The organism is Arthrobacter sp. 2762 (assembly GCF_040548745.1).
Lineage (GTDB): Bacteria > Actinomycetota > Actinomycetes > Actinomycetales > Micrococcaceae > Arthrobacter.
In genome coordinates this window covers 166,757-193,089 of sequence record NZ_JBEPSI010000010.1, presented here as the reverse complement: position 1 = coordinate 193,089, position 26,333 = coordinate 166,757, and the positions used below count along the sequence as shown (strand labels likewise).

At 62.2% G+C, this 26,333-nt stretch carries 25 protein-coding genes; 14 read left to right on the top strand and 11 right to left on the bottom strand.

The genetic code is table 11. The features are described from left to right. The first annotated feature begins 9 nt into the window (after positions 1-9). The 3 genes from ABIE18_RS18510 to ABIE18_RS18500 all read left to right on the top strand — a co-directional run bounded on the left by ABIE18_RS18510 (position 10) and on the right by ABIE18_RS18500 (position 1,454). On the top strand, positions 10-213 hold the full coding sequence (locus ABIE18_RS18510; RefSeq protein ID WP_499724065.1) for a hypothetical protein: 204 nt from the start codon (positions 10-12) through the stop codon (positions 211-213). A gap of 32 nt (positions 214-245) precedes the next feature. Further along, positions 246-1,016, top strand: coding sequence for a carboxymuconolactone decarboxylase family protein (locus tag ABIE18_RS18505; protein WP_499724064.1), 771 nt, complete (start codon positions 246-248; stop codon positions 1,014-1,016). A 135-nt stretch (positions 1,017-1,151) separates the two neighbouring features. After that, positions 1,152-1,454 carry a DUF3040 domain-containing protein gene (locus tag ABIE18_RS18500; protein WP_442003328.1) on the top strand — a complete coding sequence of 101 codons (303 nt, stop codon included), beginning with the start codon at positions 1,152-1,154 and terminating at the stop codon, positions 1,452-1,454. Between the two features lie 59 nt (positions 1,455-1,513). Here the strand turns inward: ABIE18_RS18500 and ABIE18_RS18495 are convergent, their stop codons facing one another. Both ABIE18_RS18495 and ABIE18_RS18490 read right to left on the bottom strand, forming a co-directional pair. Then, the gene (locus tag ABIE18_RS18495) at positions 1,514-1,972 is read right to left on the bottom strand and encodes a hypothetical protein (protein WP_499724063.1); all 459 of its coding nucleotides are present in this window, start codon (positions 1,970-1,972) and stop codon (positions 1,514-1,516) included. Positions 1,973-2,057: 85 nt separating this feature from the next. Further along, complete coding sequence (locus ABIE18_RS18490) at positions 2,058-2,702, bottom strand: CG0192-related protein (protein WP_499724062.1); 645 nt, start codon at positions 2,700-2,702, stop codon at positions 2,058-2,060. A gap of 110 nt (positions 2,703-2,812) precedes the next feature. On the opposite strand from ABIE18_RS18490, the gene ABIE18_RS18485 reads away from it, so the two are divergent. The 4 genes from ABIE18_RS18485 to ABIE18_RS18470 all read left to right on the top strand — a co-directional run bounded on the left by ABIE18_RS18485 (position 2,813) and on the right by ABIE18_RS18470 (position 6,093). Continuing rightward, positions 2,813-3,151, top strand: coding sequence for a hypothetical protein (locus ABIE18_RS18485; RefSeq protein WP_216926732.1), 339 nt, complete (start codon positions 2,813-2,815; stop codon positions 3,149-3,151). A gap of 186 nt (positions 3,152-3,337) precedes the next feature. Continuing rightward, positions 3,338-4,138 (top strand): GNAT family N-acetyltransferase, encoded by an 801-nt coding sequence (locus ABIE18_RS18480; RefSeq protein WP_499724061.1) that lies wholly within the window; start codon positions 3,338-3,340, stop codon positions 4,136-4,138. A gap of 114 nt (positions 4,139-4,252) precedes the next feature. Beyond that, a complete protein-coding gene (locus ABIE18_RS18475) occupies positions 4,253-4,918 on the top strand; it encodes a GntR family transcriptional regulator (RefSeq protein ID WP_499724060.1) in 666 nt (221 codons plus the stop codon). Further along, positions 4,915-6,093, top strand: a complete 1,179-nt coding sequence (locus tag ABIE18_RS18470; protein ID WP_499724059.1) for an MFS transporter — start codon at positions 4,915-4,917, stop codon at positions 6,091-6,093. Before ABIE18_RS18475 ends, ABIE18_RS18470 begins: the two co-directional genes overlap by 4 nt. Positions 6,094-6,138: 45 nt before the next feature. On the opposite strand, the gene ABIE18_RS18465 is transcribed toward ABIE18_RS18470, so the two are convergent. Both ABIE18_RS18465 and ABIE18_RS18460 read right to left on the bottom strand, forming a co-directional pair. Continuing rightward, positions 6,139-8,259, bottom strand: a complete 2,121-nt coding sequence (locus ABIE18_RS18465; protein ID WP_499724058.1) for an FG-GAP-like repeat-containing protein — start codon at positions 8,257-8,259, stop codon at positions 6,139-6,141. A 122-nt stretch (positions 8,260-8,381) separates the two neighbouring features. After that, positions 8,382-11,825 (bottom strand): DEAD/DEAH box helicase, encoded by a 3,444-nt coding sequence (locus tag ABIE18_RS18460; protein WP_499724057.1) that lies wholly within the window; start codon positions 11,823-11,825, stop codon positions 8,382-8,384. A gap of 165 nt (positions 11,826-11,990) precedes the next feature. Between ABIE18_RS18460 and ABIE18_RS18455 the strand changes: the two genes are divergently transcribed. Continuing rightward, on the top strand, positions 11,991-12,839 hold the full coding sequence (locus ABIE18_RS18455) for a DMP19 family protein (protein WP_499724056.1): 849 nt from the start codon (positions 11,991-11,993) through the stop codon (positions 12,837-12,839). 283 nt (positions 12,840-13,122) lie between these two features. Then, complete coding sequence (locus ABIE18_RS18450) at positions 13,123-14,073, top strand: type IV toxin-antitoxin system AbiEi family antitoxin domain-containing protein (RefSeq protein WP_499724055.1); 951 nt, start codon at positions 13,123-13,125, stop codon at positions 14,071-14,073. Positions 14,074-14,165: 92 nt separating this feature from the next. Here the strand turns inward: ABIE18_RS18450 and ABIE18_RS18445 are convergent, their stop codons facing one another. Next, a complete protein-coding gene (locus ABIE18_RS18445; RefSeq protein WP_499724054.1) occupies positions 14,166-14,714 on the bottom strand; it encodes a COG4315 family predicted lipoprotein in 549 nt (182 codons plus the stop codon). A 150-nt stretch (positions 14,715-14,864) separates the two neighbouring features. Here ABIE18_RS18445 and ABIE18_RS18440 point away from each other — a divergent pair, with 150 nt between their 5' ends. Next, entirely contained in the window at positions 14,865-15,362 is a 498-nt protein-coding gene (locus ABIE18_RS18440; RefSeq protein WP_499724053.1) for a sigma-70 family RNA polymerase sigma factor, read from the top strand. Continuing rightward, a complete protein-coding gene (locus ABIE18_RS18435) occupies positions 15,359-16,033 on the top strand; it encodes an anti-sigma factor family protein (RefSeq protein ID WP_498698791.1) in 675 nt (224 codons plus the stop codon). The genes ABIE18_RS18440 and ABIE18_RS18435 overlap by 4 nt, the downstream gene beginning before the upstream one ends. Positions 16,034-16,051: 18 nt before the next feature. Here ABIE18_RS18435 and ABIE18_RS18430 read toward each other — a convergent pair whose 3' ends face one another. Genes ABIE18_RS18430 through trmB form a run of 3 tightly spaced genes read right to left on the bottom strand, consistent with a single transcriptional unit; the run spans position 16,052 to position 17,852 of the window. Next, positions 16,052-16,534 carry a type II toxin-antitoxin system RatA family toxin gene (locus ABIE18_RS18430; RefSeq protein WP_499724052.1) on the bottom strand — a complete coding sequence of 161 codons (483 nt, stop codon included), beginning with the start codon at positions 16,532-16,534 and terminating at the stop codon, positions 16,052-16,054. Continuing rightward, positions 16,535-16,924: a hypothetical protein gene (locus ABIE18_RS18425; protein ID WP_499724051.1), complete on the bottom strand. Its 390-nt coding sequence runs from the start codon at positions 16,922-16,924 to the stop codon at positions 16,535-16,537. It abuts the gene before it with no gap. Between the two features lie 22 nt (positions 16,925-16,946). Next, positions 16,947-17,852: a tRNA (guanosine(46)-N7)-methyltransferase TrmB gene (gene trmB / locus ABIE18_RS18420; protein ID WP_223946999.1), complete on the bottom strand. Its 906-nt coding sequence runs from the start codon at positions 17,850-17,852 to the stop codon at positions 16,947-16,949. Positions 17,853-18,263: 411 nt separating this feature from the next. On the opposite strand from trmB, the gene ABIE18_RS18415 reads away from it, so the two are divergent. Beyond that, on the top strand, positions 18,264-19,571 hold the full coding sequence (locus tag ABIE18_RS18415; RefSeq protein ID WP_499724050.1) for an MFS transporter: 1,308 nt from the start codon (positions 18,264-18,266) through the stop codon (positions 19,569-19,571). A 71-nt stretch (positions 19,572-19,642) separates the two neighbouring features. Here the strand turns inward: ABIE18_RS18415 and ABIE18_RS18410 are convergent, their stop codons facing one another. Both ABIE18_RS18410 and ABIE18_RS18405 read right to left on the bottom strand, forming a co-directional pair. Continuing rightward, positions 19,643-20,935, bottom strand: a complete 1,293-nt coding sequence (locus ABIE18_RS18410) for an MFS transporter (protein WP_499724049.1) — start codon at positions 20,933-20,935, stop codon at positions 19,643-19,645. A gap of 31 nt (positions 20,936-20,966) precedes the next feature. Further along, positions 20,967-22,184 carry a M20 metallopeptidase family protein gene (locus ABIE18_RS18405; protein WP_499724048.1) on the bottom strand — a complete coding sequence of 406 codons (1,218 nt, stop codon included), beginning with the start codon at positions 22,182-22,184 and terminating at the stop codon, positions 20,967-20,969. A gap of 139 nt (positions 22,185-22,323) precedes the next feature. On the opposite strand from ABIE18_RS18405, the gene ABIE18_RS18400 reads away from it, so the two are divergent. Beyond that, positions 22,324-23,361, top strand: a complete 1,038-nt coding sequence (locus tag ABIE18_RS18400; RefSeq protein WP_499724047.1) for an Lrp/AsnC family transcriptional regulator — start codon at positions 22,324-22,326, stop codon at positions 23,359-23,361. A gap of 76 nt (positions 23,362-23,437) precedes the next feature. On the opposite strand, the gene ABIE18_RS18395 is transcribed toward ABIE18_RS18400, so the two are convergent. Then, positions 23,438-24,040, bottom strand: coding sequence for an SAM-dependent methyltransferase (locus ABIE18_RS18395; protein WP_499724078.1), 603 nt, complete (start codon positions 24,038-24,040; stop codon positions 23,438-23,440). Positions 24,041-24,333: 293 nt separating this feature from the next. On the opposite strand from ABIE18_RS18395, the gene ABIE18_RS18390 reads away from it, so the two are divergent. Beyond that, on the top strand, positions 24,334-26,331 hold the full coding sequence (locus tag ABIE18_RS18390; RefSeq protein WP_499724046.1) for an FG-GAP-like repeat-containing protein: 1,998 nt from the start codon (positions 24,334-24,336) through the stop codon (positions 26,329-26,331). The last annotated feature ends 2 nt before the right edge of the window (positions 26,332-26,333 follow it).

Here is a 26,333-nt window from a genome sequence, read left to right as displayed (position 1 = left end):
CATTGATACGTGACCTCAACCAGCAATCCCAGCCAGATCACGGCTTTGCCCCCGAAGACTTCCACCTCCGGTCGATTCGCCCTTGCCGTATCGATGCTCGGGTTCTTCGTGATCACCCTCGATGCACTGATCGTCAATGTTGCGTTGGCTACGATCGGTTCGCAACTTGGTGACGGCGATCGCCAGCGCTTTCATCCGTCGGACCAATATTGATACCGCCTAATGAATCAGTGAAAGAGAGGCCCATGATGGCACCCAGCGAAACGGCACGACGGAATCACGACGATCTTTTCCCCGGTCAGCTCCCAGCCTTGGCGGTTACAGACCCCGAGCTCGTGGAGGTCTTCAACAACTTCGCCTTCGACGAGGTATTGAGTCACGGACAACTGGATACCAGGACAAGGCTCATGGTTCAGCTCGCGTCTCTTATCGCGTCACAAGGGATGTGGGAGTACCGTGCGTTGCTCGGAGCCGCTCTTACGGTAGGGGTAACCCCGGTGGAAGTGAAAGAACTTGTCTATCAAGCAGTCCCGTACGTCGGCATGGGCAAAGTTTCCGACTTCCTGCACGCCACCAATGAAATCCTCAAGGAGCACGGGGTGGAGCTACCTGTTCCCGGCCAGTCCACCACCACGCCGAAAGACCGAGGGGAGAAAGGCCTGGCTATCCAGAGGGAGATCGCAGGCGCAGAACGCATCGACGATATGCGTGCCGCTGCTTCAGCTGACGAGATGCACTTCCAGGAGTACCTCGCCGGGAACTGCTTCGGCGATTATCTGACACGCACCGGCATTGATATTCCAAGGCGTGAACTCCTCACGTTGTCCATGCTCGTTTCCCTTGGCGGCTGCGAACCACAGGTCAAGGGGCACATTCTGGCCAATCTAAACGTGGGTAACAGCCGCGGGCTGATGCTCGACGTCATCACGCAATTGCTGCCGTACATCGGGTATCCCCGGATGCTCAACGCCCTGCGCGTACTCAATGAGACAGTGCCGGCATCCAACGCAGGGTAGGGCTGGCTTCAGCTGTGGATAGTGGCCATAAAAGGACGATAATAAAGTCATGGCACGGCAAGAAGGGCACGTGCTAGTGGTTGGCGTGTAGGCGCTGGAAGGCGTCCCATGCTCGTGTAGTGAGGGAAGATTCCGATGTCGTTGTCGGATGAAGAACGCAGGAGTTTGGAAGAGCTTGAGCGGGATCTCGCTTCATCGGATCCTGACTTGGACCTTCAGCTGAAGTCGGGGCGCCCGCGCGGTGCGGTGGCGCGCTCAGTTTTTGGTGTCCTGGCAGTATTGGCCGGTTTCGCGATGGTCATTGCGGGGATCATCACACAACTCGTCCTTGTGGGTGTGGTCGGGTTCCTGCTCGCTGGAACAGGCGCCTACTTACTGTTCAGCAGGATGGTCCTCAGGAGAAGGACACGACGACACGATGAAGGCAAGCCGGACTAGCCCGGAAGGCAAGCCGGACTAGCCCGGCCGCGGGCCAGTCCGCAGAAATCCGGCTGCCTTCAGTATGTCTCCGGGGGCACCTCCGAAGACGAGGCAGAAGCGCCGTCCGAGCTGGGAGGGTTCGCCGTCTGCGTGGCCGGCTTGGCAGGGACCGGTTCTCCGGGAGGCACCATCATTCGCCATGCGAGCACGAGGCCTGCCCCGACGCCAGCTACTGCCAAGGCAACCAACCACCCGGCGCGGGGGGAACTCCGCTGACTGGTTCGACGACTCAAAGTTTGCGTTGTCCTCTTGACCGCTCTGGCCGCGGTGCGCTGGGCCCTCTTTGCGGCTTTACGGTTCCCGGTCAGCGTGAGCATGACGCCGTGCACCACAGACGGAACATCGGCGTGGTTGATCCGGGACAACGCCCACCCCACAACTGCGTCAGCTTGTGACGACGTGCCCTCCGCTGCGTGCTTCACCCACTCGGCTGCGAGATCCTGCACTGCGGGAATGATGTTTTGTGCTTTATACATGTGAACCCCTCACGGAGTAGATGGCCTCGTTGTCAGACTACGCCGCGGGCTGCAGGACCAAAAGGTGCCCGAACACAGGGTTCTTTCAGGCCGGGATTACGGCTGCCAGCTCCACGGGCTTCTCCAGTCCGGCCCACGTGCCGGTGAGGGTCAATTCGCTGTGGAGCTCCGCGGCAGAGCTGACCGAAGAATCAGCGGCGACATCCACCACCCGGGCAACCTTCAAGCGAAGCTCACCTGCGTCAATGATGGTCACGCCACTCCCCGATACGGGGGCAGAGGCACTCAAGGCGGGGACACCGTCGTCGAGCGTTCCGCTTCCCTTCACGTTGACGGTGCTGGGACGGGGCTCCGGCTCGCCGTCGACGATCAATGCCGCTTCTTCCTGGCCGGTGAGGATGGCGGTGGCGAGGGCCTTGACGTAAACGGGGTCGGCGCAGGCATCGTAGACCCACCGCTTGCCAAGGACGGAGTGATCTATGGTGCCGATGAGCCATTCCTGCGCGCCGGCCAGTTCGTATCCCCTGTAGCTCAGGGGTACCTGGTAGATGCGCTCGCCGGCGGCGACGACATGCGTCTCGAGCCCTACCTCGCCGGCGGGGTCGTCAAAACGGTAGGCCCCAATGAGCTCCGGGGCGCCATCCTGGATGAACCAGGGCTGCGTCGGCAGGTATCCAGCGATGAGTTCGAGCTTGGACGGGGACAGGGTTGCCTTGTGAATAATCGCCATGTTCTCCAGCCTAGGCCAGGGGCGGGGTTCCGTTCGATACGGGGCCCGATGCGCGGCCTCGCCCCTGCACTGTTTACAATCGAAGGGACGCGCCGACTATTGAGGGAATCATGAAGAAACTCACCACTGTCTTGATCGCTGCCGGGCTGCTTGCCACGGCTTCAGCTTGCTCTTCGCCGCAGCTGACCACCGCAGAAACGTGTGATCGGGTGGGTGTCGCCGTTGCCAGCCTCCCGAGCAACGCCAGCAAGACCGCAACCATTCGCGTCGCAAACGCCATCCGCCCGATTGAACCGGTTGCTTCCAATGAGATGAAGCCCGTGGTCACGGCCATCCTTGAATACTCGGATGAACTCGTGAAGGAATCCCCGGACGAGAACAAGATGGGTGAGCTTTCCGCCGCCTACCAGGAAGCCGGCACCAAGTACGGCGAGCTCTGCCGCGGCTAACGACGCCCGCGGCCTAACGGCTACAACCCCGGATGTTCTCTCACATCACAGCCCTTAAACCCGAACGTTCTCTCACATGATGTGAGAGAACGTTCCGGAAAAGGCATCAGGATGTGAGAGAACATCGGAATGCCTACCGCAACCCAGGCCCAGCACGGCAGTCCTGGGTTGCGGTAGGCTCGCGGAATGGCTCAACTCGAGACGATTGCCCGACTCCTCGCAGCCTATGATCAGCAGCTTCGTACGGATGCGGAGACTCCCAGCGCATTAGAGGTCACTAGGCATGGCCCCCTTCGTCTGGTGACTTTCCTTGGCGGACGAGGGTTCATCACCTACCGGGACCTGGACGGTCACGACGAAGCAGTTATCCGACACCTGGTTGCCCAAGCTCTCACCTACTTCGAACGAAAACCTGAAATCACCAAGGTTGAATGGAAATCCCGCGGCCATGACCAAGCTTCAGGGCTACACGAAGCGCTCTTGGCTAACGGCTTCACCTCGGATCCGCCAGAGTCGATCATGATCGGTGAAGCCCACACGTTGAGCGTCGATGTTCCAGTTCCCGACGGAGTGACGTTGCGGCAAGTGACGGATGAGCCGGACGTGCGGGCCATGAGCGCCATGCAGGATGAAGTGTTCGGCGAACCGGTTTCAGATGAGATGGCTAACGCCCTACTGCGCCGGCTGTCTCTGGACGACAGCATGGAGCTGTGGGTCGCAGAGGCGGAGGGGCATATCGTCAGCGCCGGACGGCTGGAACCAGTCCCCGACACCGACTTCGCTGGAATCTGGGGTGGCGCGACCCGCGAAGAATGGCGTGGCCGCGGGATTTACCGGGCGTTGACGGCCCGCCGTGCCCAGTCCGCGCTCGCTAAGGGCAAGACCCTCATCCACAGTGATTCCACCGAATTCTCGCGCCCAATTCTGGAGCGCTCTGGACTGCTCAAGGTCTCGACGACCACCCCGTACCGCTGGGCGCGTCGCTGACAACGCGGGGGCAGTTATGGCCCATGTTTTGTCCTCAATGGGGTCTAAAGTGACCCCGCGTTGCTTCTGGTGTATAGATGTATACAAGTACACATACCTATCCGAGGCAGCAGCATGGCAGATCCACAACCACGGAACACAGGGGCTCATCTGGTCTACAGCGAGCTCAAACGTCGCATTCTCAGCCTCGAGCTCAAACCCGGTGAGCGCATCTACGAGCCAGCGATGGCCACCGAGTTACGCGTCAGCCGTACGCCTCTGCGCGAAGCTATCCGGCGCTTGATTTCCGAGAGCCTCCTGGAGCAGCAAGCTACCGGGGGAGTTGTGGTTCCGGTGCTGGACGAACAAGTGATTTCGGAGCTCTACGATGTGCGTGCTGCACTGGAATCGTTGATGGCACGTGAGGCTTGCGCCCGGGCCACTCCCGCCGACATCGAGGAACTTGACGGGATCCTCGAGCGCAACGCCGCCATGGTCGGGTTTGCGGAAGAAGCCATGAAGTATGGAGTGACGCTTCACGCTGCTGTCGCCAGGATCGCCGGCAACTCCTGGGCCAGGCGCTTCCATGATCAAATATCGAGCCAAGTGGAGCGCTACCGGCATTTCACCAACAACTCGCCTGGTCGTCGTGAGGAGGCTCTTGCCGACCATCGGGTGCTGGTGGAGGCCATAGCTTCCAAGAAGCCTGATAAGGCGGCCAAGATCGCTTTCGACCACGTCATAGCCGCCCGGGATGAGACTCTGCGGGCCATTGCTGACCAGGGGCTCGTAGTCGAATGATCGGCGAACTCGGTGGGCGCTCGTCCACGGCTCTCCTGCTCCATTCGGCCCTCATCCAGGCGGTGACGTTCCTCGTCCGTCCAGCGGCTACCTATCGGGCACTCGAACTCGATGTTCCCGCATTCGCACTGGGGGTCCTCGCTGCCAGTTATGCGGTCTTCCCGTTGCTGCTTGCCCTGCCTATCGGTTCCCTGGTGGACCGGTTGGGTGAGCGTCGGCTCATGGCGGTGGGGTCCGCCGTCGTCCTCGCTTGTTCTGCCTTCCTGCTCTTCTGGGGGACGTCGGTAGCGGCGCTGATCGCCGGCACAGCGCTGCTCGGCGCTGGTCAGTTGGCGTGCGTGGTGGGCCAGCAGGCGGTGGTCGCGAATAATGCGGAATCCACGCGGCTCGATTCAGCCTTCGGATACCTGACGTTCGCAGCCTCGCTTGGTCAGGCCCTTGGTCCTTTGGCTATCTCGCTGGTTAGCGGGGCATCGGTACGCCCCAACACGCAGGCAATTTTCATTTTGTCCGTTGGCATGAGCTTGGTTCTTTTCCTGGCGACGTTCGTCGTCTCCTCCCGCGTCAGTGGGCGGAAGCGGGTGGCGAAGGGGGCTCAACGAAGTAAGGGCAGTGCTGTCTCACTGCTCAAAACCCCGGGCGTTGTCAGGGCGTTGGCTACAAGCGCAACGGTGCTGGCTGTGGTTGACCTGACAGTGGTCTACCTGCCGGCCCTGGGCGCCGAACGGGGGATCACCGCGGCAACCGTAGGCCTGATGCTGGCTGTAAGGGCAGTGTTTTCGATGGTGTCCCGGCTCGGACTCGGACGCGTGTCCAGAAAGCTTGGGCGGATGCGGCTGCTGGTCCTGAGCCTTGTTGTCTCAACTGTTTCGCTGGCAGTTGCCGCCATTCCAATGCCCGTATGGCTCCTGATTATCGTCATGGCGTTCCTTGGCCTTGGCCTGGGAATCGGCCAGCCGCTGACCATGTCATGGCTCTCGGCCCAAGCGCCTGAAGGCCAGCGCGGCCGCGCTCTGGCTTTGAGGCTCGCTGGCAACAGGGTGGGACAAGTGGTCCTGCCGAGCGCAATCGGCGTCGTGGCGGTAGGGCTTGGCGCTGCGGGGGTGTTCCTGGCGTCCGCGGTGGCCGTGGGCGGAACGATGCTGTTGCTCCGTGGTGTGCGGCTGGACGACTAGAAGAGCGACGGCGGCCTCCCTTGCGGAAGGCCGCCGTCGACGTGGCTAGAGAACTGCCGTCATGGCGTCCCAACCCCAACCGGCAGCGAACCGTGGCATCCAGCCACCCCTGCCGTCGCCAGGATAGAGCCAGAGGACTCCTTGGGTATCGCGGGCCAACAGGTCGGCTGTTCCCTCAGCCGCGAAGTTGGTGGCGAAGTCGCCGGGACCCACGACCGCGGTCATGTAGTTCCAACCCGAGCCCACCTGGACGCGGGGGAGCCATCCGCTGGCGCCGTTGCCGGGGTACAGCCACAGCGTACCTACGGTGTCGGTGGCGATGACATCGTGCTGGCCGTCGCCATTGAAGTCGCCGGGGCCCACGATCTTGTCCATTGCGTTCCAGCCTGAGCCGACGGCGACGCGGGGGAGCCACCCGGCTGAACCGTTGCCTGGGTAGAGCCAGAGCGCACCGGACGAGTCCCTAGCCAGGACATCGTGTTTGCCATCGCCATTGAAGTCACCGGGACCCACGATCGAGGTCATAACGTTCCATCCGGCACCGACTTGGATGCGTGGGTACCACTCGCCGTATCCGTTGCCGGGATAAAGCCAGAGAACTCCTGCGGTGTCTCGAGCCAATACGTCCGGCTTGGCGTCACCGTTGAGGTCACCGGGAGCTACCAGGGATGTCATCGCGTTCCAGCCGGAACCAACCTGGACCCGGGGGAGGAAATGACCGCCTTTGTCACCGGCGTACAGCCACAAGGTGCCTGCGGAATCACGGGCCAACGTGTCTGCCTTGCCATCGGAATCGAAGTCGTTCTTGGCAGGGTTCACAGTGATGGCAAACCACTTTGTGAACGCCGAGGGGCTGACGCCGTTGGAGGCAGCCACTTGGACCTTGTACGTTCCGGCTTTGGTAGTGATGCCCGACAGGACTCCGGTCTGCTTGTTCAGGGACAGACCGGGCGGCAAGGTGCCTGCGTAGACGGAGAACTTGGGCGCCGGGGAGCCGCTCGCCTGGAAGGTATAGCTGTAGGCGGAGCCAACGGTTCCGGCGACTGGTGGCTGGCTTGCGGTGAAGGCCGGGGGAGCGTCGGCACCGTCGATGACAGAAAGTGCGCCGCCCATTTGGTTTGCGACGTAGGTCTTGTTCGTCGCTTCATTCACAGCCGCTACTTGCGGCCAGTTGCCAACCTGGATGACTTCCATGGTGCCCGTATTGGCGCGGAGTACGGTGAGCTTGCCCCGGCTCGGGTGGACGCCATAGACCTTATTGGTGGTTTCATTGACTACCAGACTGACAGGGGAGTCCAAGAAATCTCCATACTCGATTCTGGACACCCGGTTTGTCGCCAGATCGACCACGGAAAAATAGTGCCCTCCCGTGGAGACGTAAAGTTTGTTCGTCTTGCGGTTGACAGCCAGGTCGCCGGGGTAGTCAGTAATGCCGATGTCCGTGGTGGCGTGAGTGGCGCCGTCTATGACGCTGATGATGTAACCGCTGCTCAGGCTATTCTGTTCGTTGCTGACATAGACCTTGTTGGTCGCGGAGTTCACGGCGAGGCGATACGGGCGTTCACCCACCGGCACCTGAACGGACTTCTTGCTGGTGCCGTCTACAACGAACACGGAGTTGCTGTCCACGTCCGTCACGTACACCTTGTTGGTGACCGGGTTCAGCACCATGTCCGATGAGTAGGTACCGACTGCGACTGTCGCGCTCGTCTTTGTGGCGGCGTCGAAAATCAGCACGCTGTTCGGTCCACCGCCCAAGGCAAAGATCTGATTGGTCGTCTCATTGACGGCCAGCTTTCCTCCGACCGGCCCCGTGTACACCACGGACACGGCGTTGCTGGCGCCATCAACGGCCACAATGGTGTTGTCTACCGTCGCATAGACCTTGTTGGTCTTCGTGTTGACGGCCAATCCATCAGGACGTCCGGCCAACTGGATGGAACCAGCAATGTTGGTAACCCCATCAACCACCGTTAGGAAGGGGCTGCCATGGTTGGCAACATAGACCTTGTTCGTCACCGGATTCACGACAGTTTCCGTCGGAGCGCTTCCCGTTACGATGTCGGCGACTCTTACATCTGCGTGGGCCGGCGAGGCCATGACGAACAGCGCTGCGGTCATGAGGCTCACCGCAACGAGGGCCGCCACAACGGCCCGGGTCAACACCCTTGAACGATTCCTTGAAGATTCTTGCGTCGAAAACAGCAGAGTGGTCACTGTAGCTCCCCCTGTTTATGTGCTAGCGACCACATTCTTGGGCCGGGGGAGAGTCTACAGCCAACCGCCGCCTACTCCGCGAACAGCGCCGCCAGGTCATCCGCCGTCAACGAGCCACCAGCCAGCGCATCGCCTTCCATCACATCCGCGAACAGCTGCGACTTCTTGGCCTTCAGCGCCATGACCTTCTCTTCGATGGTGTCCTTCGCAACCAGCCGGTAGACCATGACGTTGCGGGCCTGTCCGATGCGGTGGGTACGGTCCACAGCCTGTGCCTCTGACGCCGGGTTCCACCACGGGTCCAGCAGGAACACGTAATCCGCCTCAGTGAGATTGAGCCCGAAGCCACCGGCCTTCAGCGAAATCAGGAACACCGGAGCGGCGCCGTTCTTGAACTCGCTCACTACGTCGCCGCGGTTCCTGGTGCTGCCATCGAGGTAGCAGTACTCCACGCCCTCGGCATCCAAACGCTCACGGACCTTGCCCAGGAATCCCGTGAACTGGCTGAAGATCAGCGCCCTGTGTCCTTCGGAAATGAGGTCTTCCAGTTGTTCGAAGAGCACATCGAGCTTGGACGACCGCACCCCTGACAACGACGAATCCACCAACGACGCATCCAAACTCAGCTGGCGGAGCAACGTCAAGGACTGGAAGATCGTGAAGCGGTTCTTGTTGACGTCGTCGATCAGCCCCAGGATCTTCTGACGTTCGCGCTGCAGATGCGTCTGGTAAACCTTCTGGTGCCGCGGATTGAGCACCACTTCCAGGACCTGCTCCTGCTTTGGCGGAAGATCCTTGATGACCTGCTCTTTGGTGCGGCGCATCATCAGTGGACGAACACGACGCCGGAGCTTGGCCAGCTGCGCCGAATCGCCGTTCTTCTCCACCGGCTTCTGGTAGTTTTCCGCGAACCGCTTGGGGCTCGGGAACAGGCCAGGCGCCACGATCGACGTCAGCGCCCAGAACTCCATGAGGTTGTTCTCCAGCGGAGTGCCAGTGATGGCCAGTTTGAAACGCGCCGGCAGCTTGCGCGCGCACTGGTATGCCTTGGATTGGTGGTTCTTCACGAACTGCGCCTCGTCCAGCATCACGCCGGCCCACTGAAATGATGCGTAGGCATCGTAATCAATGCGGAACAGCGCATAGGACGTAATAACGACGTCGGCGCCCGCCAACGCGTCAACAGGTGACAGCCCGCTCTTGGCAAAGGTTTCACCAACGGTCCGCACCACAAGCCCGGGCGCGAAGCGTTGCGCCTCCGCCGCCCAGTTGCTCACCACACTGGTGGGGGCCACCACCAGGAAGGGCGCGCGGGGCACGTCGCCGTCAGCTGTATCAACGGCAGCAGCCAACTCCTTGGCCGCGCAAATCAGCGCGATCGCCTGCACAGTCTTACCCAGGCCCATGTCATCGGCCAGCACGCCGCCGAGGCTGTGCTTGAACAGGAAGCTGAGCCAATTGAAACCTTCAAGCTGATACGGACGCAGCTCAGCGTTGAGGCCTGCAGGCAGCGGCAGCCCGGTCACGCCGTCGTCGAGCAGTCCGCCAACTGCCTCTCGCCACGCGGCCGCCTGCTCGTCAACGATCCCCAGCTGGGCGAGCTCATCCCAGAGCCCGGCCTGGAATCGGCTGATCTGCAGGGTGCCGTCCTTGTTGTCCGGGTTGTCCTGGAGGGACCTGGCTTCGTCGATCAGTGCGCGCAGCTGGTGCAGCTCAGGCAGGTCGAGGGAGAAGTAGGCGCCGCTGGGCAACAGCATGCGGCTCATCCCGGCAGCGAGGGCGGAGAACACGGCGGCGAACGAGACCGGTTCGCCTTCGAGGGTGATGACGATGCCGAGATCGAACCAGTCGCCGCTCGCCGTTTCCTTCGTGGAGATGGAGACAACGGGAGCTTCGGCGGCTTCGCGGTAATCAGCGATGTCGCCGGAGGTTTCGACCACGACGTCGGGCAGGTCCTTGAGCGCCGGCAGGATCTCCTCAGTGAAAGCCAGTGTGTCCAGCCCAGAAAGTTCAGCCGAGGCCGCGAGCCGCGGTGCGCCCCAGCCGCCGGTAGCCGATTCCGCCAACGCCGGAACCACGTCCCACGGCCGACCGATCGAATCCAGGATCCGGGCTTCCTCAAGGTCATCGCGGTAGCCACGGTCGTCCGGGTGCCGCCACAACGGCTGTGCGGTGACCAACGTGCCGGACTTGTAGTGCCACTCCCAGTGCAGCCGGACCTTGTGATCGGTGCCGTAATTGGCGAGCAGGGAGAGGGTGGGGACCGCCAGAGTTGGCAGTTCCACCGATTCATCCGCCGCCTTGACGGGTGTGGACTGCCTAAGCTTCGGGTAGAACGAGGTCAGGAAGCGGCTCTCGTCTTCGGCCGGAATCAGAAGCGTCTCGCCCTCGGTGACAAACTCGAGCAGTTCGTCACTGATACCGCCCTCGATCGGGGCGAGCGTGATCAGGTTGTTCTGCTGCGGCACCCCGGGCAGGGCTTCGGCGCCGGAATGCGTGAAGAAGATCCCGTACGCGGGCTTGCCTATGAAGCCCACGCTTCCGGCATCAATCTGCTCGCCGCCTACCGTCACTGACGGCGCAAGCTGCAGGCCGCCGTCGGGCGTTTGCTTGCCGTCTTTGGCGCCCAGCGCTTCAAGGCGCGCCAAACTCAGTCCGACGACGGCGGGTTGGGTCTCGACGTGGACAGGCTCGCTACCAGCCGCGTGAATCAGCGGAATGCCGGCTTTAGTGGCGTCCGCGAGGAGGGTCCAGAGGTTCTTGGCAGCGAAATCATTCAGGCTCAACCACATGGCGCCTGACGGTTGCTGGCGACCATTACTGGAACCGTGGGCAGCGAGGAAAGTCTGAAGCCACTCGACGTGTGCCTCATTGAATTCGCGCCGGAAACTGACGTAGCTGAGGTTGTTCCAGGAAACGTCCCCGCGGATCCATTTGCCCTTGGCGCCCATCATCACGGGCCGCGCCTTGAGTTGCCGGACACTGCGCATGGGGTCGCGGCGGCCTGTGTAGGAGAAGTGGGCGGCGGGTTCCTCAACCTCGAACTGCAGGGCGAGCGGAATGCCGGCCGTGCTCGGCGCAGTGCCCGGCTTCGCGATCAGCCTGTTGAGGGCTTGCTCCCAAGCCGGCCGCGCGGAACCGCCCTGCTCGGAGGAACCAAGGCGCGAGGTCTGGATCCCGGGTGCCTGGGACAGGAGCTGGGCACGGATCGTGGGGTGGTCTTCAGCGGTGAAAAGCAACGCGGCCACATGCTTGCAATCCTTGCGGACAGGGCAGCTGCAAATACCTACTGTGCAGCTCCAGCCGCTGGGCTTGCGAACCAGCTTGGCCGACGTCGAATATGGTTGCGGCCCAGTGCCGCGGACCTTGCCAAGCAAGAGGCCGGTGGCCGAATCGAAAGAAATTCCGCTCACGCGGCTGCCCATGGCATAGGCCAATCCGGCCGCCAAGGAGCGGTCGTTAATGGCAGGAGTCTGAATGGCCAGTTCCCAGGTTTCGTCTGTGTGGGACGGCATGCGTCGGGCTACTTTCGGCAGGAGGTTATCTGCTCAATCTTAGTCAGCAGAAAACGGCTCCCAAACTTCGCCCTCCGTTAACCTCTACCTCGATTGCCGCGCCGCTCCCACGCGTACGTTGAAAGGGTCCGGAGCACCAACAGCTTTCAGCAGTGAGGATTTCCCATGACTACCAACGAGTACCCCGTCGTCGTGAACAAAACCAGCTTCGAAGCGGGCAATGCAGACGTAGTGGATTCCAACGTCAACGTCGTGAACCAGATGTACGCGGAGCTCCTCAACAGCGACGAAATCGCGCCCGCTGCGCTCAACAGCTACTTTGTTGATTTCTACCTGACCCAGGCGTTGGCAGGTGGCTTCGCCCAGTACGTGTTCACCGCCCCGGAGCGTGAAGAGCTGGACTCCTACGTGCGTGCCGGTTTGGAAGGCATGGGCGCCGCCCGGCACCTGGACCTGTTCAACCGCACCGCCGCAGCCTTTGATGCGTTGAGTGAGGACGACGCCGAGGCCTACCTCGACGGCGAGCTGGACGAATCCGAAACGCCTCTCGCGGCCGTTGTTGTCCTGGATGAGCTCGACGGCGAGTTTGAAGCCTTGCTGGAAGAGGAGGACATCATCGACCTCAACGCCGCTTACCTCAGGAAGCAGCCCGGGTTGTTGGTTCTCTCCGATGAGGAGCTTGAAGCGCACATCGCTGAGCGCGTTGCCCTGATTCCGGACCTTGCCGAGCGCCAGGCCGAAGCAGACGAAGAAGCCCTCGCAAACGCTCCTGAGTTCGAGGTCATCATCCGGGAACTGTGCGATGTGGCCGGCTACGCGCTGCAGAAGATCACCATGGGAGACCCCAACTACGAGCACGACGGCGTGAAGACCCTCGCCTGGCACTTCTCCACCGACCACGGCGACTACATCATGGTGGAGGACGACGACGAAGCCTTCATGATCCACCCGGAGACCAAGGAAATCATCGCGGCGGTGGAGTTCGAAGAGTCCGACGAGCTCGCGGACGCCTAGGACCCTCCCCGCGCAGGACCCGTCCGCGCGAAAGACCCGCCGGGATCGCCGGAACGCTCCGCAATCGCCGTAGCGTTCCGGCGATCCCGCGCTTTTCGGGCGATTTGGCTGTCACCCCTGCGATGATCGTAGGCCTGGCGTCTCCTCACTTCGCTGGAAACGTGCGCGTTCATGGGCAAACTTCCGGCGTATTCGCATCGTTCCCGGAGCCTCGGCACTCGGATGTCCACATAGCGTCGCGCACCCCTTTAAGGACTGGATGCTTCGTCGGCATGCTAAGGCCATGGATCCAACATCATCGCCTGAAAGCACCGCCCCGTTAGTCCACCCGCTTCCTGTGCGCGGGTACATGTGGAGAACCGACGAGTTACTCCGCTTCGGCCTTAACAGTCGAAAGGTCAAGGCCCTGGTGGACTCCGGTGAGCTGCACCGCTTGAGGTACGGCTGCTACATCAGGGGTAACAAGTGGAAGGCCCTGGGTCCGAGGAGGCAGGCCAAGGAGCGGATCCTGGCACATGCGCACGGGACGCTGACAACGTCAACAGGCGGTTTCGTCTACAGCCATTTGTCGGCGGCACGACTCCACGGTCTGTTTGTGTGGGGCGTGGATGACAAGGTTCATGTTCTGCACACCACCAGGCCTTCCTCCGACCGCTGGGGCAAGGACGTTCGGGGACACACAGAAAGCTTCACTGAGGACGACGTCGTGCAGGTTCAGGGTTTGCGGGCGACCACACTCGAACGCACCATCTTTGACAGTGCCAGGATGCTTAGCTATCCCAAAGCACTGGTGATTATGGATCATGGACTACGCGTCGGCGCTGATAGAAGCAGGCTGACCTCCTTGGCCACGGTCTCCTCCGGAAAGCGGGGTATCCGCACGCTGCGCAAGGCTTTGGACAACGCAGACCCCCGCTCCGAGTCTGCTGGCGAGACGCTTACCCGTGAGTTGATGCAAAGGCTCAGCATCAGGCCCCCACAGCCACAATTCGAGGTGCAGTCCCGCTTGGGTCGCCATTGCATGGATTTCGCTTGGGAAGAGCAAAGACTGGCTCTGGAGTTTGACGGTCGCACTAAATACTTCGACTTCAATCCGACAGAGGAGGTCATCTTTCAAGAACGACGGCGGGAAAAGGCACTCGTCGAGGAGGGATGGCGGTTTATCCGGATCGAGTGGAAGGACCTGTTTCAAGAGCGCGCCTTCAAGGAACGCATCCTTCGGGCACTCAGGTGATGCGGCCTGAGCGCGAGTTCGTGGGAACCCTGCCTGTACGCACGTAACCCTTCGGCGACATGGCAGGCTTCCCGCGATCTCGGTGTCACGCTTTAGTAGCCCGCTGCGGCCCCCTTGATCATTTCCCCACTCGGGCTGACCAGGTACCAGACACTTTGGACGCCCTGGCCGGTGACATCGCCCGGAGCCTTGTCCTTGGCGTAGTAGTACAGCGGCATGCCGTTGAGTGTGACCTGCTTCTTCCCGTCAGGGGTCGCTATGGTTCCCACGGTGCCAGTGACGCCTTCAACGGCTGGCTTGTCCGACGTCGTCGTGAACACTGGCCATGCTGTCAGGCAGGCGCCGGTGCATGCGCTGGTTCCTGAGTCCTTGACGTCCTTGGTGAAGAAGTACAGGCTCATGCCTTTGCTGTCCACCACGATCTGCCCGGCGCTGGATGATGCAACCTTCATCTCGGCACCCGCCGCGGCCGGGCTGGACATGGCGTCCGTACTTGGGGACGTGGAGGCAGGTGCCGTCGAGGAAGTGGCGGCGGTGGGCGCGGCAGAGGACGTGGTGCTTGTCCCGGGGCTTCCGGCGCAACCGGCAAGAGCCACGGCGAAAACCACTGCGCCGAGTCCAACGCTGAGTCTATTTCTCATGTTTAGCTCCTTTGACGGGCCGGCCGGGATGGGTCGGCGCTAACCCCTACGACGCCTGCGGGGGAAGAATGGTTCAAGGAGCTGAACCTTTTCGCTGCCCGCGGCGTCGTATGCAGGTAGGGCAGCAGGAACAAGGCGAAGGAGGTGGCTATGCCGTTGGACGAGGACGTGGTGGCGGCAATCTACCGCGATCACGGCACGGCCCTGAAACGCTTTGTACTCAGCTGCACATCGGACACGCACCAGGCCGACGACGTCGTGCAGGAAACCATCCTCAAGGTGTGGCAGCACGCCCCGCAGATTACGGGCAGCCTCCGCAGCTACCTCTTCCGAACGGCCCGCAACGTCATCATCGACAACTACCGGAAGTCCCAGCGGCGCCCTGCCGAGGCTGGCGAGCACGACCTTCCAGACCATGTTGCGACGGAACGCGTTGATGAGCTCCTGAACCGCGTCCTCATGGAAGAGGCGCTCCTGCGGCTCAGCCACGAACACCGCGAGGTCCTTGTGGCCCTGCACTACCAGCGGTTCACCGTCAGTGAGGCAGCACTGCAGCTGAACATCCCTGCCGGCACTGTGAAATCCCGGGCTTTCTATGCTGTGAAAGCCCTCCGAACGATCCTTGATGAAATGGGGGTGGAACGATGAATGGCAACCCCGTCCACCAATTGCTGGGCGCCTACCTACTGGGTGGGCTCGACCCCGAGGAGGCCCGCTCTTTTGAAGAGCACCTCCCCGGATGTGCTGCGTGCCGCGGGGAACTCGAGGAGTTGGAAAGCCTCCCCGCGCTGCTCGACGCCGTTCCTGCCTCCGACGCCGTCGCACTCACCGTGACGGGCGCAGCCGGTGCCCTCTCACCCTTGGAACCGAGCCGGGAAGCATTGCCACAGAAGATCCTGGTTGACCTTGCGGCACGCAGGAAGAAATCACGACGGCGGTGGGCGGCTTTCGTGGGGGCAGTCGCCGCCGCATGCCTGGCACTTGGCTTCCTTGCAGGCCCGCTGCTGAACCAACCACCAAAACCCGATGCCAGCTACTCGGTGCAGTCCGAAACAGGGCTGCAGCTGACAGTAGGCATGGTCAAGAAGACCTGGGGCACGGAGCTCGAGGTCGAGGGCAAGAGCATGCCGCTCGAAGGCACGCTCTACCTCTGGGTGAAGGGCCGCGACGGGGCGGAAGAGCGCACCTGCGGCTGGACGGCGACCCCGAGTGGTCGCATCAAGATCACTGGCGCTACGCCCGTGCAGCTTGGCGGCATAGCCGGTGTGGAACTCCGGGATGAGGCCGAAAAGACAGTGGCCTCAATATCGGTACCGTAGATTTCGGTACCGTAGATTTCAGCGCTGTAGGTCTGCGCGCAGCTCTGCTACGAGGGCCGGGTCCTCGCAGGCCCGGGCAAATGCTTCGATCCGGCGTTCAATTTCGTGGCCCAACAACCAGCTCCCGATTCTCTCGGCCACGGGCTTGAGCCAAGCCGGGCGGCAGGAAAAGGTGTACTTCCAGACCGCTCGGGTGCCGCCGTCGTCGGGGGTGAACCGCCAGCCACCGCCGAAGTTCTCGAAGAACCACGGCCCGGACACCATGGTCATTCCTACATTGCGGGGCGGGGTGTAGGAGACGTACTCGCTGACCATCCTCAGCCCCATCCTGGAGACGGTTCGTGTACGAACTCCCTTGCCCGCTGCCGTGGCTCCGTCCACGAAGCTTTGCGCCGAAATGAACGGATCCCATCTGAGCCTGAACTCGCCAGTGGTCTGCGAGAGTGCGAAGGCCGTCTCGGCATCCAGCCGGATAAATCGTTCGGCGCGGACCTGTGGCATTCAGGACCCCTGCCCTGAACCGAGCACCAGGAGCACCATGAAGGCAACACCAAAAACGTTGACCGCCATGATCGCCAGACCGATGATCCCCGTAATGCGGCCGGCGTTCATGCGCCCAGCCCGAAATACGGCGATCAGCCCACTGACGACGGACACAACGGCAAGAACCACCGCAATCACCGCCAGAATAAGCGCACTGAACCACCAGACATCGTTGCCTGGGTTGTAGCGGCTCATCGCCGAAGCAATGGCCGCGACCCCCAGGGGAATGCTGACCACGGCGGCGACGGGGGAAAGCACTGCCGCGACGATGCTTGTGATGCCGGCACCCAACCCGGGTGTCCTGGACCGCTGCTGCTGGTAGTACTCGACCGGTGGCTGATAGCTCATAATTCCCCCAAAAGTCCGTGCACTAGATCTTGCGATACGTGAGGTCGAAGATCATACGCCCGGCCTCGTGGGCTTTGTTTTCAAAGCTCGTGCGGATACGGCCCTCGAACCGGGGAGCCCATCCGCCTTCCTCGTCCACGCCCTCGTTCGGACCCGTGTGCTCAGTGCTGACAGGTGCCCGGCCCTCCCGCACGGGCGCCCCTCCCACAACAGACTCGACGCCGGATTGCCACACTTGCGTCAGCGGGCTCTCCTCGCCACTGCGCTCGCCTTCGTGCATGTTCTCAAACTCAGTTGAGCCTGCCAGGACCTCTCGGACGTGCACGGCGTAGTTGGACCAGTCGGTGGCAATGCGCCAGTAGCCACCCTTTTCCAGTGCCTTGGCAGCCACTGAAGCGAAAGCCGGCTGGATGAGGCGGCGCTTGTGATGGCGTGCCTTGTGCCATGGATCCGGGAAGAATACCCAGAGTTCACTGACCGAACCAGCGGGAAGCATCGACTCCAAAACCTCGGGCGCATTGGCTTCCACCACCCGAACGTTGGTCAGGCCACGGCTGTTGATCTTGATGATGGTGTTGGCCAACCCAGGCGTGTAAACCTCAACGGCCAAAAAGTCCTTGTCCGGATTCTGTTCGGCAGCATGGACTACGGCATCGCCCAAACCCGAGCCGATCTCGACGATCAGCGGAGCTTTGCGCCCAAAGACGGCCTCGGCATCAAAGGTGTAATCGGGGTGCACCGAAGTGTTCGCGACATGACGTGGAACCTGGACGGCCCACCGCTCGGCGTGCTCCTCCCACGCGGCCTGCCGCCGGCCCTGCAAACGGGTGCCGCGGCGCACGAAACTGACCGGCCGGCCACCGTAGGTTCCAAAGGAAGCCTGGCTGCCGGGCGTTACTGGTCGCGGGGAATCTGGGGTTTCACTCATCCTTTCCAGAATACTTTGGTTCCGGCGGGCAGATGGCTGGCTCAGACGAGGCTGAATCCGTGCTCCGGCGTCAAAACAGGATCATGATGCGACCCGTGGTGAAAATCCAGGCAGCAACAATTGCAAGGTCCAGCCCGAGAACGCCCAGCCCGGCAATTCCTGTGGACCACGCTTTGGTGTGCCGCCCAGTTGGCATGGGTCGTCGAGCCAGCGCCACGGATGCCGTGCCGAGTACCGGGGAAACGAGGCCGCACAGGGCCGGGAGGTTCCACAATACGGTCGGGGTAATCCAATCGTAAGGTCCAGCCTCAGAGGGTGACCGGCGTATGTGGACAACTTCGCCGGCCCTCAAATCGCGGTCACATCACACCCATGGGCAGCAGATCGGACACGGCTGACAGAATAGGACGTGTGACCTCCTCGAACAGGCCCGGCGTCGCAGATACAAGCGGCCAAGCAGACCCAATCCGCTACCAGGCCCTTCGGCCTGAAATCGCCGTGGATGCCGAGATCGACGACGTCCCACCCGCACCGCCTACGCAGCTGCGCTCCAAGAGGGGCCTGATCTACCTCGGCATCTGCCTCGTCCTGATCGGCCTGAACCTGCGGACAGTCTTCTCGAGCTTCTCGGCTGTCCTTCCGGAAATAACCTCCGACGCCGGGTTGCCGGGCTGGGCCGTGTTGGTCCTGACCACCGTTCCCGTGACATTGCTGGGCATTTTCGCTCCCCTTGCCCCGATCCTGGCTCGCCGTTACGGCGCGGAACGGGTCTTGCTGGGCGCCATGGTGGTGCTCACAGCAGGGCTTTTGGTGCGTCCAAACGAAATCCCGGGAGTAGGCCACCTGCCCATGCTTCTCGCAGGAACAGCAGCCTGCGGAGCAGCGATCGCGCTCTGCAACGTCCTCCTCCCCGGCGTGGTCAAAAGGGACTTCCCGCACCGGCTCGGGCTCATGGGCGGCCTGTACACCACGGCGATCTGCGCTTCCGCGGCCCTTGGTGCCGGCTTCACGTATCCGGTGTTTACGGCAACCGGCCACTGGACTTCGGCGCTGTGGTCCTGGGCCGTGCCTGCCGGCGTCGTGCTTTTGCTGTTCCTGCCGCTGGCAATCCGGCAGCCATCGGTAAAGCACCAGGCGGTCCGTGGCGGCGTGAACGTGTGGCGATCCGCGGTGGCTTGGCAGGTCACGCTGTTCATGGTGCTGCAGGCCATGATGTCGTTCAGTGTGTTTGCGTGGTTGGCGCCGATCCTGAGGGACCGGGGCATCGAGGGCGGGACGGCTGGCCTGATTGTGTCGGTGTCGATCGTGCTTCAGATGCTCGGTTCACTCTTCGCCCCTGCCCTGGCAACGCGGTTCAAGGATCAGAGGGTGATCAACACCGTGGTGGCCCTGATGACCGGCGGTGGCTTCGCCCTCAGCATCTTCGGACCCACTGAGCTGATCTGGGTCTGGACCGGACTGCTGGGACTGGGACAGGGCTCCCTTACGGCGGTTGCCCTCACGATGATCATGGTCCGCACCCGCGATGCCCACACCGCCGCGCACCTGTCGGGAATGATGCAGGGTGTTGGCTACGGAGTGGGCTCGGTGGGAACTTTGCTCGTGGGACAACTGCACCAAGCCACGGGTGGATTCACCGCCGCGGGCGTCCTGTTTCTAGTAGTCGGTGCGCTGGCTGCATTCTTCGGCTACCGGGCGGGCCGCAACAAGTTCGTTTAAACGCGTTGTGAGGCCCGCTCGACGCCCCAAAGTACGAAATCAGGGCGCAGAACGGGCCTCACAACAGGAACCTAGACCGTCAGGTCCTTGCCCTTGGTCTCCGGGATCGAGAAGGCGAACGCTATGCCGATCACCAGCAGGATCACTGCGTACACGTTGAACAGGTAGCCCTGGCCGATGCTGCCCAGCCAGGTCTGCAGGTAAGGGGCCGTGCCACCGAAGGCCGCTACGCAGATCGAGTACGGGACGCCGACGCCAACCGTGCGGATGTGCGTCGGGAACAGCTCAGCGTAGACGGCCGGGACAATCGACGCGCTACCAGCGATGAAGAACAGCATCACGGACATGGACACGGTCAGCTGCCATGGTGAATCCTTCAGCAGCCACGTCATGGGGAAGTGCATGATCATGGCACCGATGGACGAGCCGATCAGCACAGGCTTGCGGCCAATGCGGTCTGACAGCTTGCCCCAGAACGGGAGCGCGGCGATGAACACAACATTGGCGATCACGCCGGCCCAGAGGGCTGCGCCGCGGTCCATCTTCAGGGTGGTGGCTGCGTAGCTCGGCGCCACGACACCCCAGATGTAGTAGACCACCGTGAGACCAACGGTCAGGCCGATAACCTGAAGCGCCTGCTTGCGGTACTTCACGATCTGCGGCCACATCGGCAGGCGCTTTTCCTTGGGCGTCTCAGCCTCGAATGCGTGGGTTTCCTTCATCTTGGCCCGCATGAACAGCGCGTAGATGCCCAGTGCCCCACCGATGAGGAACGGAATACGCCAACCCCAGGCGCTCATGTCGTCCTTGGACAGGACAGCGGTGAGGATCGCGCCGAGCAGTGTTCCGGCGAGAATGCCGGCGGTACCGGACGTGTAGATGAGCGTCGCCCAGAAGCCGCGCTTTTCCTTGGGTGCCATCTCGGACAGGTAGGTCTGCGACGACGGCAGCTCACCACCGTGGGCGAGGCCCTGAATCAGCCGGGCGAGCAGGAGCATCACAGATGCGAATGCGCCAACAGCCTGGAACGTCGGAGCGATGCCGATGAGGAGGCTGCCGAGAGCGCCGAGGGCAACCGCTATCGTCATGGAGGTCTTGCGGCCGATGCGGTCGCCGATCCAGCCGAACACGAACCCGCCAAACGGCCGGGCAACAAACCCGACGGCGAAGATCGCCAAGGTGGACAGCACAGCAGACGTTGGGTCTGCCTGGCTGAACAAAGCACTCGCGATGAACGGCGAGAACGTGGCGTAGATGGCCCAGTCGTACCATTCAACGGCGTTGCCGATGCCGGTTCCGACGAGCGTGCGCAGGTGCGACTTGTGGACCTTGACTTCGGTGGACGTTCCAACGGTGGCGGTCATGTGTTTCTCCAAGGTGGGATAGGGCTGGGAGTTAGTTGGCGGCGAGGGCCGCGATGCGGGATACGGCGAGTTCGGCGTAGAGGGCAGCGCCGTCGGTGAGGACGCCGTCGTCGAACGTCGCGTACGGCGAGTGGTTGAAGGGCGACGTCGCGTGGTCGGCGCCGGGGGTAACGGCACTGAGCCCGACGAAGGTTCCCGGAACCTCGGCCAGGACGCGGGAGAAGTCCTCGGAACCACCCAGGGGAGTTGCCATCCGGGTGAGTCGGGACTCGCCGAACATGCCGGCGATGACCTTTTCCGCGGTGTTCGTTTCGTCCTCGTCGTTGATGGTGAGGGGGTATTCCTGTTGGTAATCCACATCAACCTCCAAACCGTGGGCTGCAGCGATGCCTTGGAGCAGCTTGGGTACTGCATCCATCATCTTCTGCCGTGACTCTTCGGAGAAGGTCCTGATGGTGGCTTCGATGCGGGCCGTTTCGGGGATCACGTTGCGCTTGGTTCCTGCGTGCAGCACACCAACGGTGAGGACAACGGGATCGAACATGTTGAACTGGCGGGTCACCATGACCTGAAGGGCGGTGACCATTTCCGCTGCTGCGGTCACGGGGTCCTTGGCTGAATGTGGCGCAGAGCCATGCCCGCCGGCGCCAAGCACGGTCACCACGAGCCCGTCCGAGGAACTGAGCATCACACCATTCTTGGTGACGAACTGGCCGTGCGGTTCCAGCGAGGAGAAGACGTGCATACCGTAGGCCGTATCTGCCCGCCGGCCGGCAGCGTCCAGGACACCTTCGTTGATCATGTAGCTGGCGCCGTCGAAGCCTTCCTCGCCGGGCTGGAACATGAGGACGACGTCGCCGGCCAGTGTGTCGCGACGCTCGGCCAGCAAGGTGGCGGCTCCGGCGAGCATGGACGTGTGGAGGTCGTGGCCACAGGCGTGCATTGCTCCATCTACACGGGACGAGTAGTCCACCCCGGTGGTTTCCTGGACCGGGAGGCCGTCCATGTCTGCGCGCAGCAATACCACGGGCTTCTGGGCCGATGCGTAGGTGGCGCCACCGCGCAGAACCGCGGTGATCGACGTCGTGTCCTTGCCCAAGGTGATCTCGTACGGGAGTCCGTCGAGCGCCTTCAGCACTTTTTCCTGGGTACGGGGGAGTTGCAGGCCGATCTCCGGTTCGCGGTGGAGGTCGTGGCGGAGGCGGACGATGTCGTCCTGCAGTTCCTTGGCGTCGGCGGCGATGGTCATGTGTACTCCTGGTCTCGCTTGGCTACGGGGTTCCTCCTGCAATTCTGTGGTGACTTGACTCACAATCCTGAAAACATCTATAAAAATGCAGAGAAGCTCCAGAAACGCAGGATTCATGCACAGTTGAGAGAATGTACGCATGGAACTCAGCGAAGAGGATCTACGCCTCGTCAATGCCCTGCAGATTTCTCCCCGCATCAGCTGGTCCGATGCCGGCGAAGTCCTGGGCGTTCACGCCACAACCCTGGCCGCGCGGTGGGACCGCCTGAAAGCCGCGGGTGCGGCCTGGACTACGGCGCATCTCATGGGCGACCCGAAGAACATGTGCCTTGCCATGGTGGACATCGACTGCGACATGGACCTCCGGCCACAAGTCACGGCCGCCCTGGCAGAACTCCCTGAGGTCATCACAGTAGAAGAAGCGGCCAGTAACCGCGACCTCACGCTCACCGTCATCACCCAGGACCTAGATCAGTTCAGCACCAGCCTGCTGCCCCGGCTCAAGGAAGTCCGCGGGCTCACCAAGTACCACACCGCGCTTTGCACCCGCATCCACACCAGCGGCTATGCGTGGCGGCTGAATGTGCTCAACAAGGCCGAACAGCAGGCGCTCCGGGCAATGGCCGGGCCCGAATCAGCCAACCCATCCGCTCCCGACGCCATCGTCGTGCCGTTACCCGAGAGCCATCTGGCCCTCATCCCGTTCCTATCCCGTGATGGCCGTGCTTCTGCTGCTGAGATAGCCCGGGCTTTGGGGCGGCATCCCGCCACGGTGCAACGTCAGTTGGGGCGGGTGCTGAACAGCAGAATGCTGTCCTTCCGCTGCGAGATCGCCCAGAAATTCTCCGGTTTTCCCATCACCGTCCAGTGGTTCGCGAACGTTCCGGCGGGCCAGCACGAAGCCGCCGCCACGGAACTGCGTTCCGTCCGGAATGTCAGGTTCTCCGCGTCCACCACAGGCCGCACCAACTTCACCATGATCATGTGGCTGCGCTCGCTGGCCGAGATCATGGAAATGGAACTCGCCATCCAGCAGCGGATCCCGGGCATCGAACTCATGGAGAGCGTGGTCATGTTGAATACGGCCAAACGGGTTGGCTGGATGCTGAACCCGGATTCGACGGCCACAGGAACAGTGGTGGCACCGTATGGGGAACTGCTGCCGGAAACAGCGTAAGTTTTTGCCGGAGCATGACGCTTGCCCGGGCTCACGACGACGGCGGGGCTGGCCTGCGTGCCGTTTCCCGCCTGTATCAGGGGTGCTTCGTGGCTCTGAGGACCGTGTCCAAAACTGTAACCGTCCCGCCCTCCGGACCCGTCATGGTGCGTTCCCGAGAAGTAAGGACGTTGACGAACCACGGCTCGCGATCCAGGCGGAGCCCCCCAGCCAACTGTTCCGGCGAGAAGAACATGCCCGTTTCGCGGTGGTGGCTCCACGGAGCGAGCCCATGAGGGTGATGTCCGACCACCAGTAACGTCCCGCCCGGCGCCACTGCCGCTGCCGCGGAGGCTACGGAGTCGCGCCACGGCAGGAGGGGACTGTGGAGGAACTGTGCTGACACGAGGTCAAAGATGGGTTCCGGCTTCCATTCGGCAAGGTCCTGCTGCTGCCACGTAATCCGGTCAGCGTAACCGGATTCCACGGCATGGGCTGCCGCACGTTCAAGCGCGACGGCGGACACATCCATGCCGGTGACCGTCCAGCCCTGTCCGGCGAGCCAGATGGCGTCTGCACCCTCGCCGCAGCCAATGTCCAGGGCCGTTCCAGCAGGGAGGCCCGCCACTTCGGCGACCAATTGAGGATTCGGATTTCCGCTCCAGACTTTTGGACGCTCCCTGTACATGCCGTCCCACATGTCAGCAGCGTTGTCGGCGTCCTCGTGGAGGTTGAGCCCGCCATGCCTCGGCCCGCTGTGGTCAGTGTCCTGATGGGCACTCCCGGAAGTGCTGCCAGAGGTGCCATCCGTGGCGCGGGGAGTGTCGCCGTCGTGAGTGTGTTCAGCCATAAGCCAAGCGTGCCGTGAGCTGGCTACCAAAGGCAACGCCTGTTGCTGCTTCGGCAAAACACACATACGAACAAAATGATCTGGTTTTTCCATTTGATGGTGACTAGCGTTTGATCCAAGCGCCGGACACAAGTCAGTGGCGCATGAAACCGGGGGGATTCATGAAGTTCCGGACGCCTGCGTTCACTGCGCGTGCTGCCTTTATCGCATTCGCAACGGCCTTCGCACTCATGGCTTCAGGGTTACCAGCCCAAGCCAAACCGCTAAAGCCCGACGCCGTCGCGGCAGCCACCGCACCAACCATCAGCGCACCTGCCATCACTGCGCCCATGGCGACTTTCGGGACGCCTTCCAGGATCGATGTTCCCAGCCCACACTTTGTTGAGGCGAGCCCTGACGGCAGCAAGCTGTTCACAGTGTCCGCATCCGGGGCGTTCACCTCGATCGATGTTGCCACCGACACCGTGACTGCGAGCATCGATGTTCGGGATGTTACGGCTATGGAGGTCAGCCCGGACGGCGCCAAGGTTTACCTGGCAACAAGCGAGTTCCAGGAACATTTCCTCACCGTCGTGGACACCGCGGCCATCACAGTCGCGGACATACCCGTGGACGGCCCGGTCTTCAGCCTCGCATTTACTCCTGACGCATCCAGCGTTTACGCGGCCGTGTACGGGACCCCTGCGGACACGGGCTCGACGCCGGGATCGGTTGCGGTGATCGATGTGGCGGCGGCGTCCGTGGTTTCCTCGATTCCCGTTGGTCGCGAGCCAACGCAGATTCTTGTGACGCCGGATGGGGCCAAGGTCTTCGCACTGAATCTCCTGGACCAATCGGTCTCCGCCATCGAGACGTCTACAAACATCGTGACCAGCACTATTCCGCTCGGCGGGACGTCAACCGGGGGGTCCATGACCCCGGACGGATCCAAACTGTACTACCCCAAGCTCGAAGGCGGGATCGCCATCGCAAGCGTCACCACGGATACCGTGATCGGGGAAGTGGTAACCCAAGCCGTGGCCACGGCGCCAAGCTTCACTCCGGATGGGTCGCGGGCGTTCGTCGTGGACCAGATTCCCAATGATAATCACGTGGCTGAAGTCGATCTGCAGGGGAATTCACTGACGCGGGTCAGCCTCGGTGAGGGTCCGGTCATGAACATGGGATCCCTTACGGTCCAAGTCAGTCCGGACGGTGGGCGGCTCTATGTGCTGGGCCACGACATCAACGTGCTTAGCCTGCCGACGCTCAAACCAGCAGGCGTCATTCTGTTGGAAGATGGGTTGCTTCCCCGCCAGTTCGTCATGCTCCCGGACGGTTCCAAGGGATATGTAGTTCCGGGCAACCAGGGCGATTACCTCTTGGCTATCACCACGGCAGGACCGGAGAACGTGTGGAAGGACTACAACTCCGACGGCGCCACGGACGTTCTCGCCCGCGACTCGGCCGGCGCCCTGTGGCTGTACCCCGGAAACGGCAACAAAGGCTGGCTGCCCCGTTCGCAGGTTGGTTCCGGTTGGAACATCATGAACCTGTTGATGGCATCAGGCGACTTTGACGGAGACACCAAACCCGATGTCCTGGCCCGCGACGATGCCGGTGATTTGTGGCTGTATCCGGGCGACGGCAGTTCTGATTGGCTGCCCCGCTCCAAAGTCGGCGTCGGCTGGAACGCGATGACCGCCGTCGTGGCCCCTGGCGATTTTGATGATGATGGCAAAGCCGATGTCCTTGCCAGGGATAGTGCCGGTGACCTCTGGCTGTATCCGGGGAACGGCTCGGGCGGGTGGCTTCCGAGATCGAAGGTGGGTACAAACTGGAACATGATGACAGCCATTATGGGCCCGGGGAACCTCCGCTACCCGGGACGGGACATCCTTGCCCGCGACACCTGGGGCACGCTGTTTCTCTACGAACCCGACGGCTCGGGTGGTTGGTACCCACCCTTGCTGGTTGGCATCGAGTGGAACGTGATGTCGGCAATCGTCACCCCGGGCGACTTCGACAGCGACGACGTGCCGGACATCCTTGCCCGCGACGCCAGTGGCACTCTCTGGCTCTACCCAGGGCAGGACTTCGGGGGATATTCGCCGCGAGTACAGGTGGGGGTGGGCTGGAATGTCATGACGGCGATCATCTAAGG

Coding starts and splice junctions, on each gene's coding strand:
- ABIE18_RS18455 (WP_499724056.1), top strand. CDS start 11,991: ATGACTACCAACGAGTACCCCGTCGTCGTGAACAAAACCAGCTTCGAA.
- ABIE18_RS18460 (WP_499724057.1), bottom strand. CDS start 11,825: ATGCCGTCCCACACAGACGAAACCTGGGAACTGGCCATTCAGACTCCT.
- ABIE18_RS18440 (WP_499724053.1), top strand. CDS start 14,865: ATGCCGTTGGACGAGGACGTGGTGGCGGCAATCTACCGCGATCACGGC.
- ABIE18_RS18425 (WP_499724051.1), bottom strand. CDS start 16,924: ATGAGCTATCAGCCACCGGTCGAGTACTACCAGCAGCAGCGGTCCAGG.
- ABIE18_RS18390 (WP_499724046.1), top strand. CDS start 24,334: ATGAAACCGGGGGGATTCATGAAGTTCCGGACGCCTGCGTTCACTGCG.
- ABIE18_RS18475 (WP_499724060.1), top strand. CDS start 4,253: ATGGCAGATCCACAACCACGGAACACAGGGGCTCATCTGGTCTACAGC.
- ABIE18_RS18500 (WP_442003328.1), top strand. CDS start 1,152: ATGTCGTTGTCGGATGAAGAACGCAGGAGTTTGGAAGAGCTTGAGCGG.
- ABIE18_RS18485 (WP_216926732.1), top strand. CDS start 2,813: ATGAAGAAACTCACCACTGTCTTGATCGCTGCCGGGCTGCTTGCCACG.
- ABIE18_RS18450 (WP_499724055.1), top strand. CDS start 13,123: ATGGATCCAACATCATCGCCTGAAAGCACCGCCCCGTTAGTCCACCCG.
- ABIE18_RS18490 (WP_499724062.1), bottom strand. CDS start 2,702: ATGGCGATTATTCACAAGGCAACCCTGTCCCCGTCCAAGCTCGAACTC.
- trmB (WP_223946999.1), bottom strand. CDS start 17,852: ATGAGTGAAACCCCAGATTCCCCGCGACCAGTAACGCCCGGCAGCCAG.
- ABIE18_RS18445 (WP_499724054.1), bottom strand. CDS start 14,714: ATGAGAAATAGACTCAGCGTTGGACTCGGCGCAGTGGTTTTCGCCGTG.
- ABIE18_RS18470 (WP_499724059.1), top strand. CDS start 4,915: ATGATCGGCGAACTCGGTGGGCGCTCGTCCACGGCTCTCCTGCTCCAT.
- ABIE18_RS18400 (WP_499724047.1), top strand. CDS start 22,324: ATGGAACTCAGCGAAGAGGATCTACGCCTCGTCAATGCCCTGCAGATT.
- ABIE18_RS18395 (WP_499724078.1), bottom strand. CDS start 24,040: ATGTGGGACGGCATGTACAGGGAGCGTCCAAAAGTCTGGAGCGGAAAT.
- ABIE18_RS18505 (WP_499724064.1), top strand. CDS start 246: ATGATGGCACCCAGCGAAACGGCACGACGGAATCACGACGATCTTTTC.
- ABIE18_RS18480 (WP_499724061.1), top strand. CDS start 3,338: ATGGCTCAACTCGAGACGATTGCCCGACTCCTCGCAGCCTATGATCAG.
- ABIE18_RS18435 (WP_498698791.1), top strand. CDS start 15,359: ATGAATGGCAACCCCGTCCACCAATTGCTGGGCGCCTACCTACTGGGT.
- ABIE18_RS18430 (WP_499724052.1), bottom strand. CDS start 16,534: ATGCCACAGGTCCGCGCCGAACGATTTATCCGGCTGGATGCCGAGACG.
- ABIE18_RS18405 (WP_499724048.1), bottom strand. CDS start 22,184: ATGACCATCGCCGCCGACGCCAAGGAACTGCAGGACGACATCGTCCGC.
- ABIE18_RS18410 (WP_499724049.1), bottom strand. CDS start 20,935: ATGACCGCCACCGTTGGAACGTCCACCGAAGTCAAGGTCCACAAGTCG.
- ABIE18_RS18495 (WP_499724063.1), bottom strand. CDS start 1,972: ATGTATAAAGCACAAAACATCATTCCCGCAGTGCAGGATCTCGCAGCC.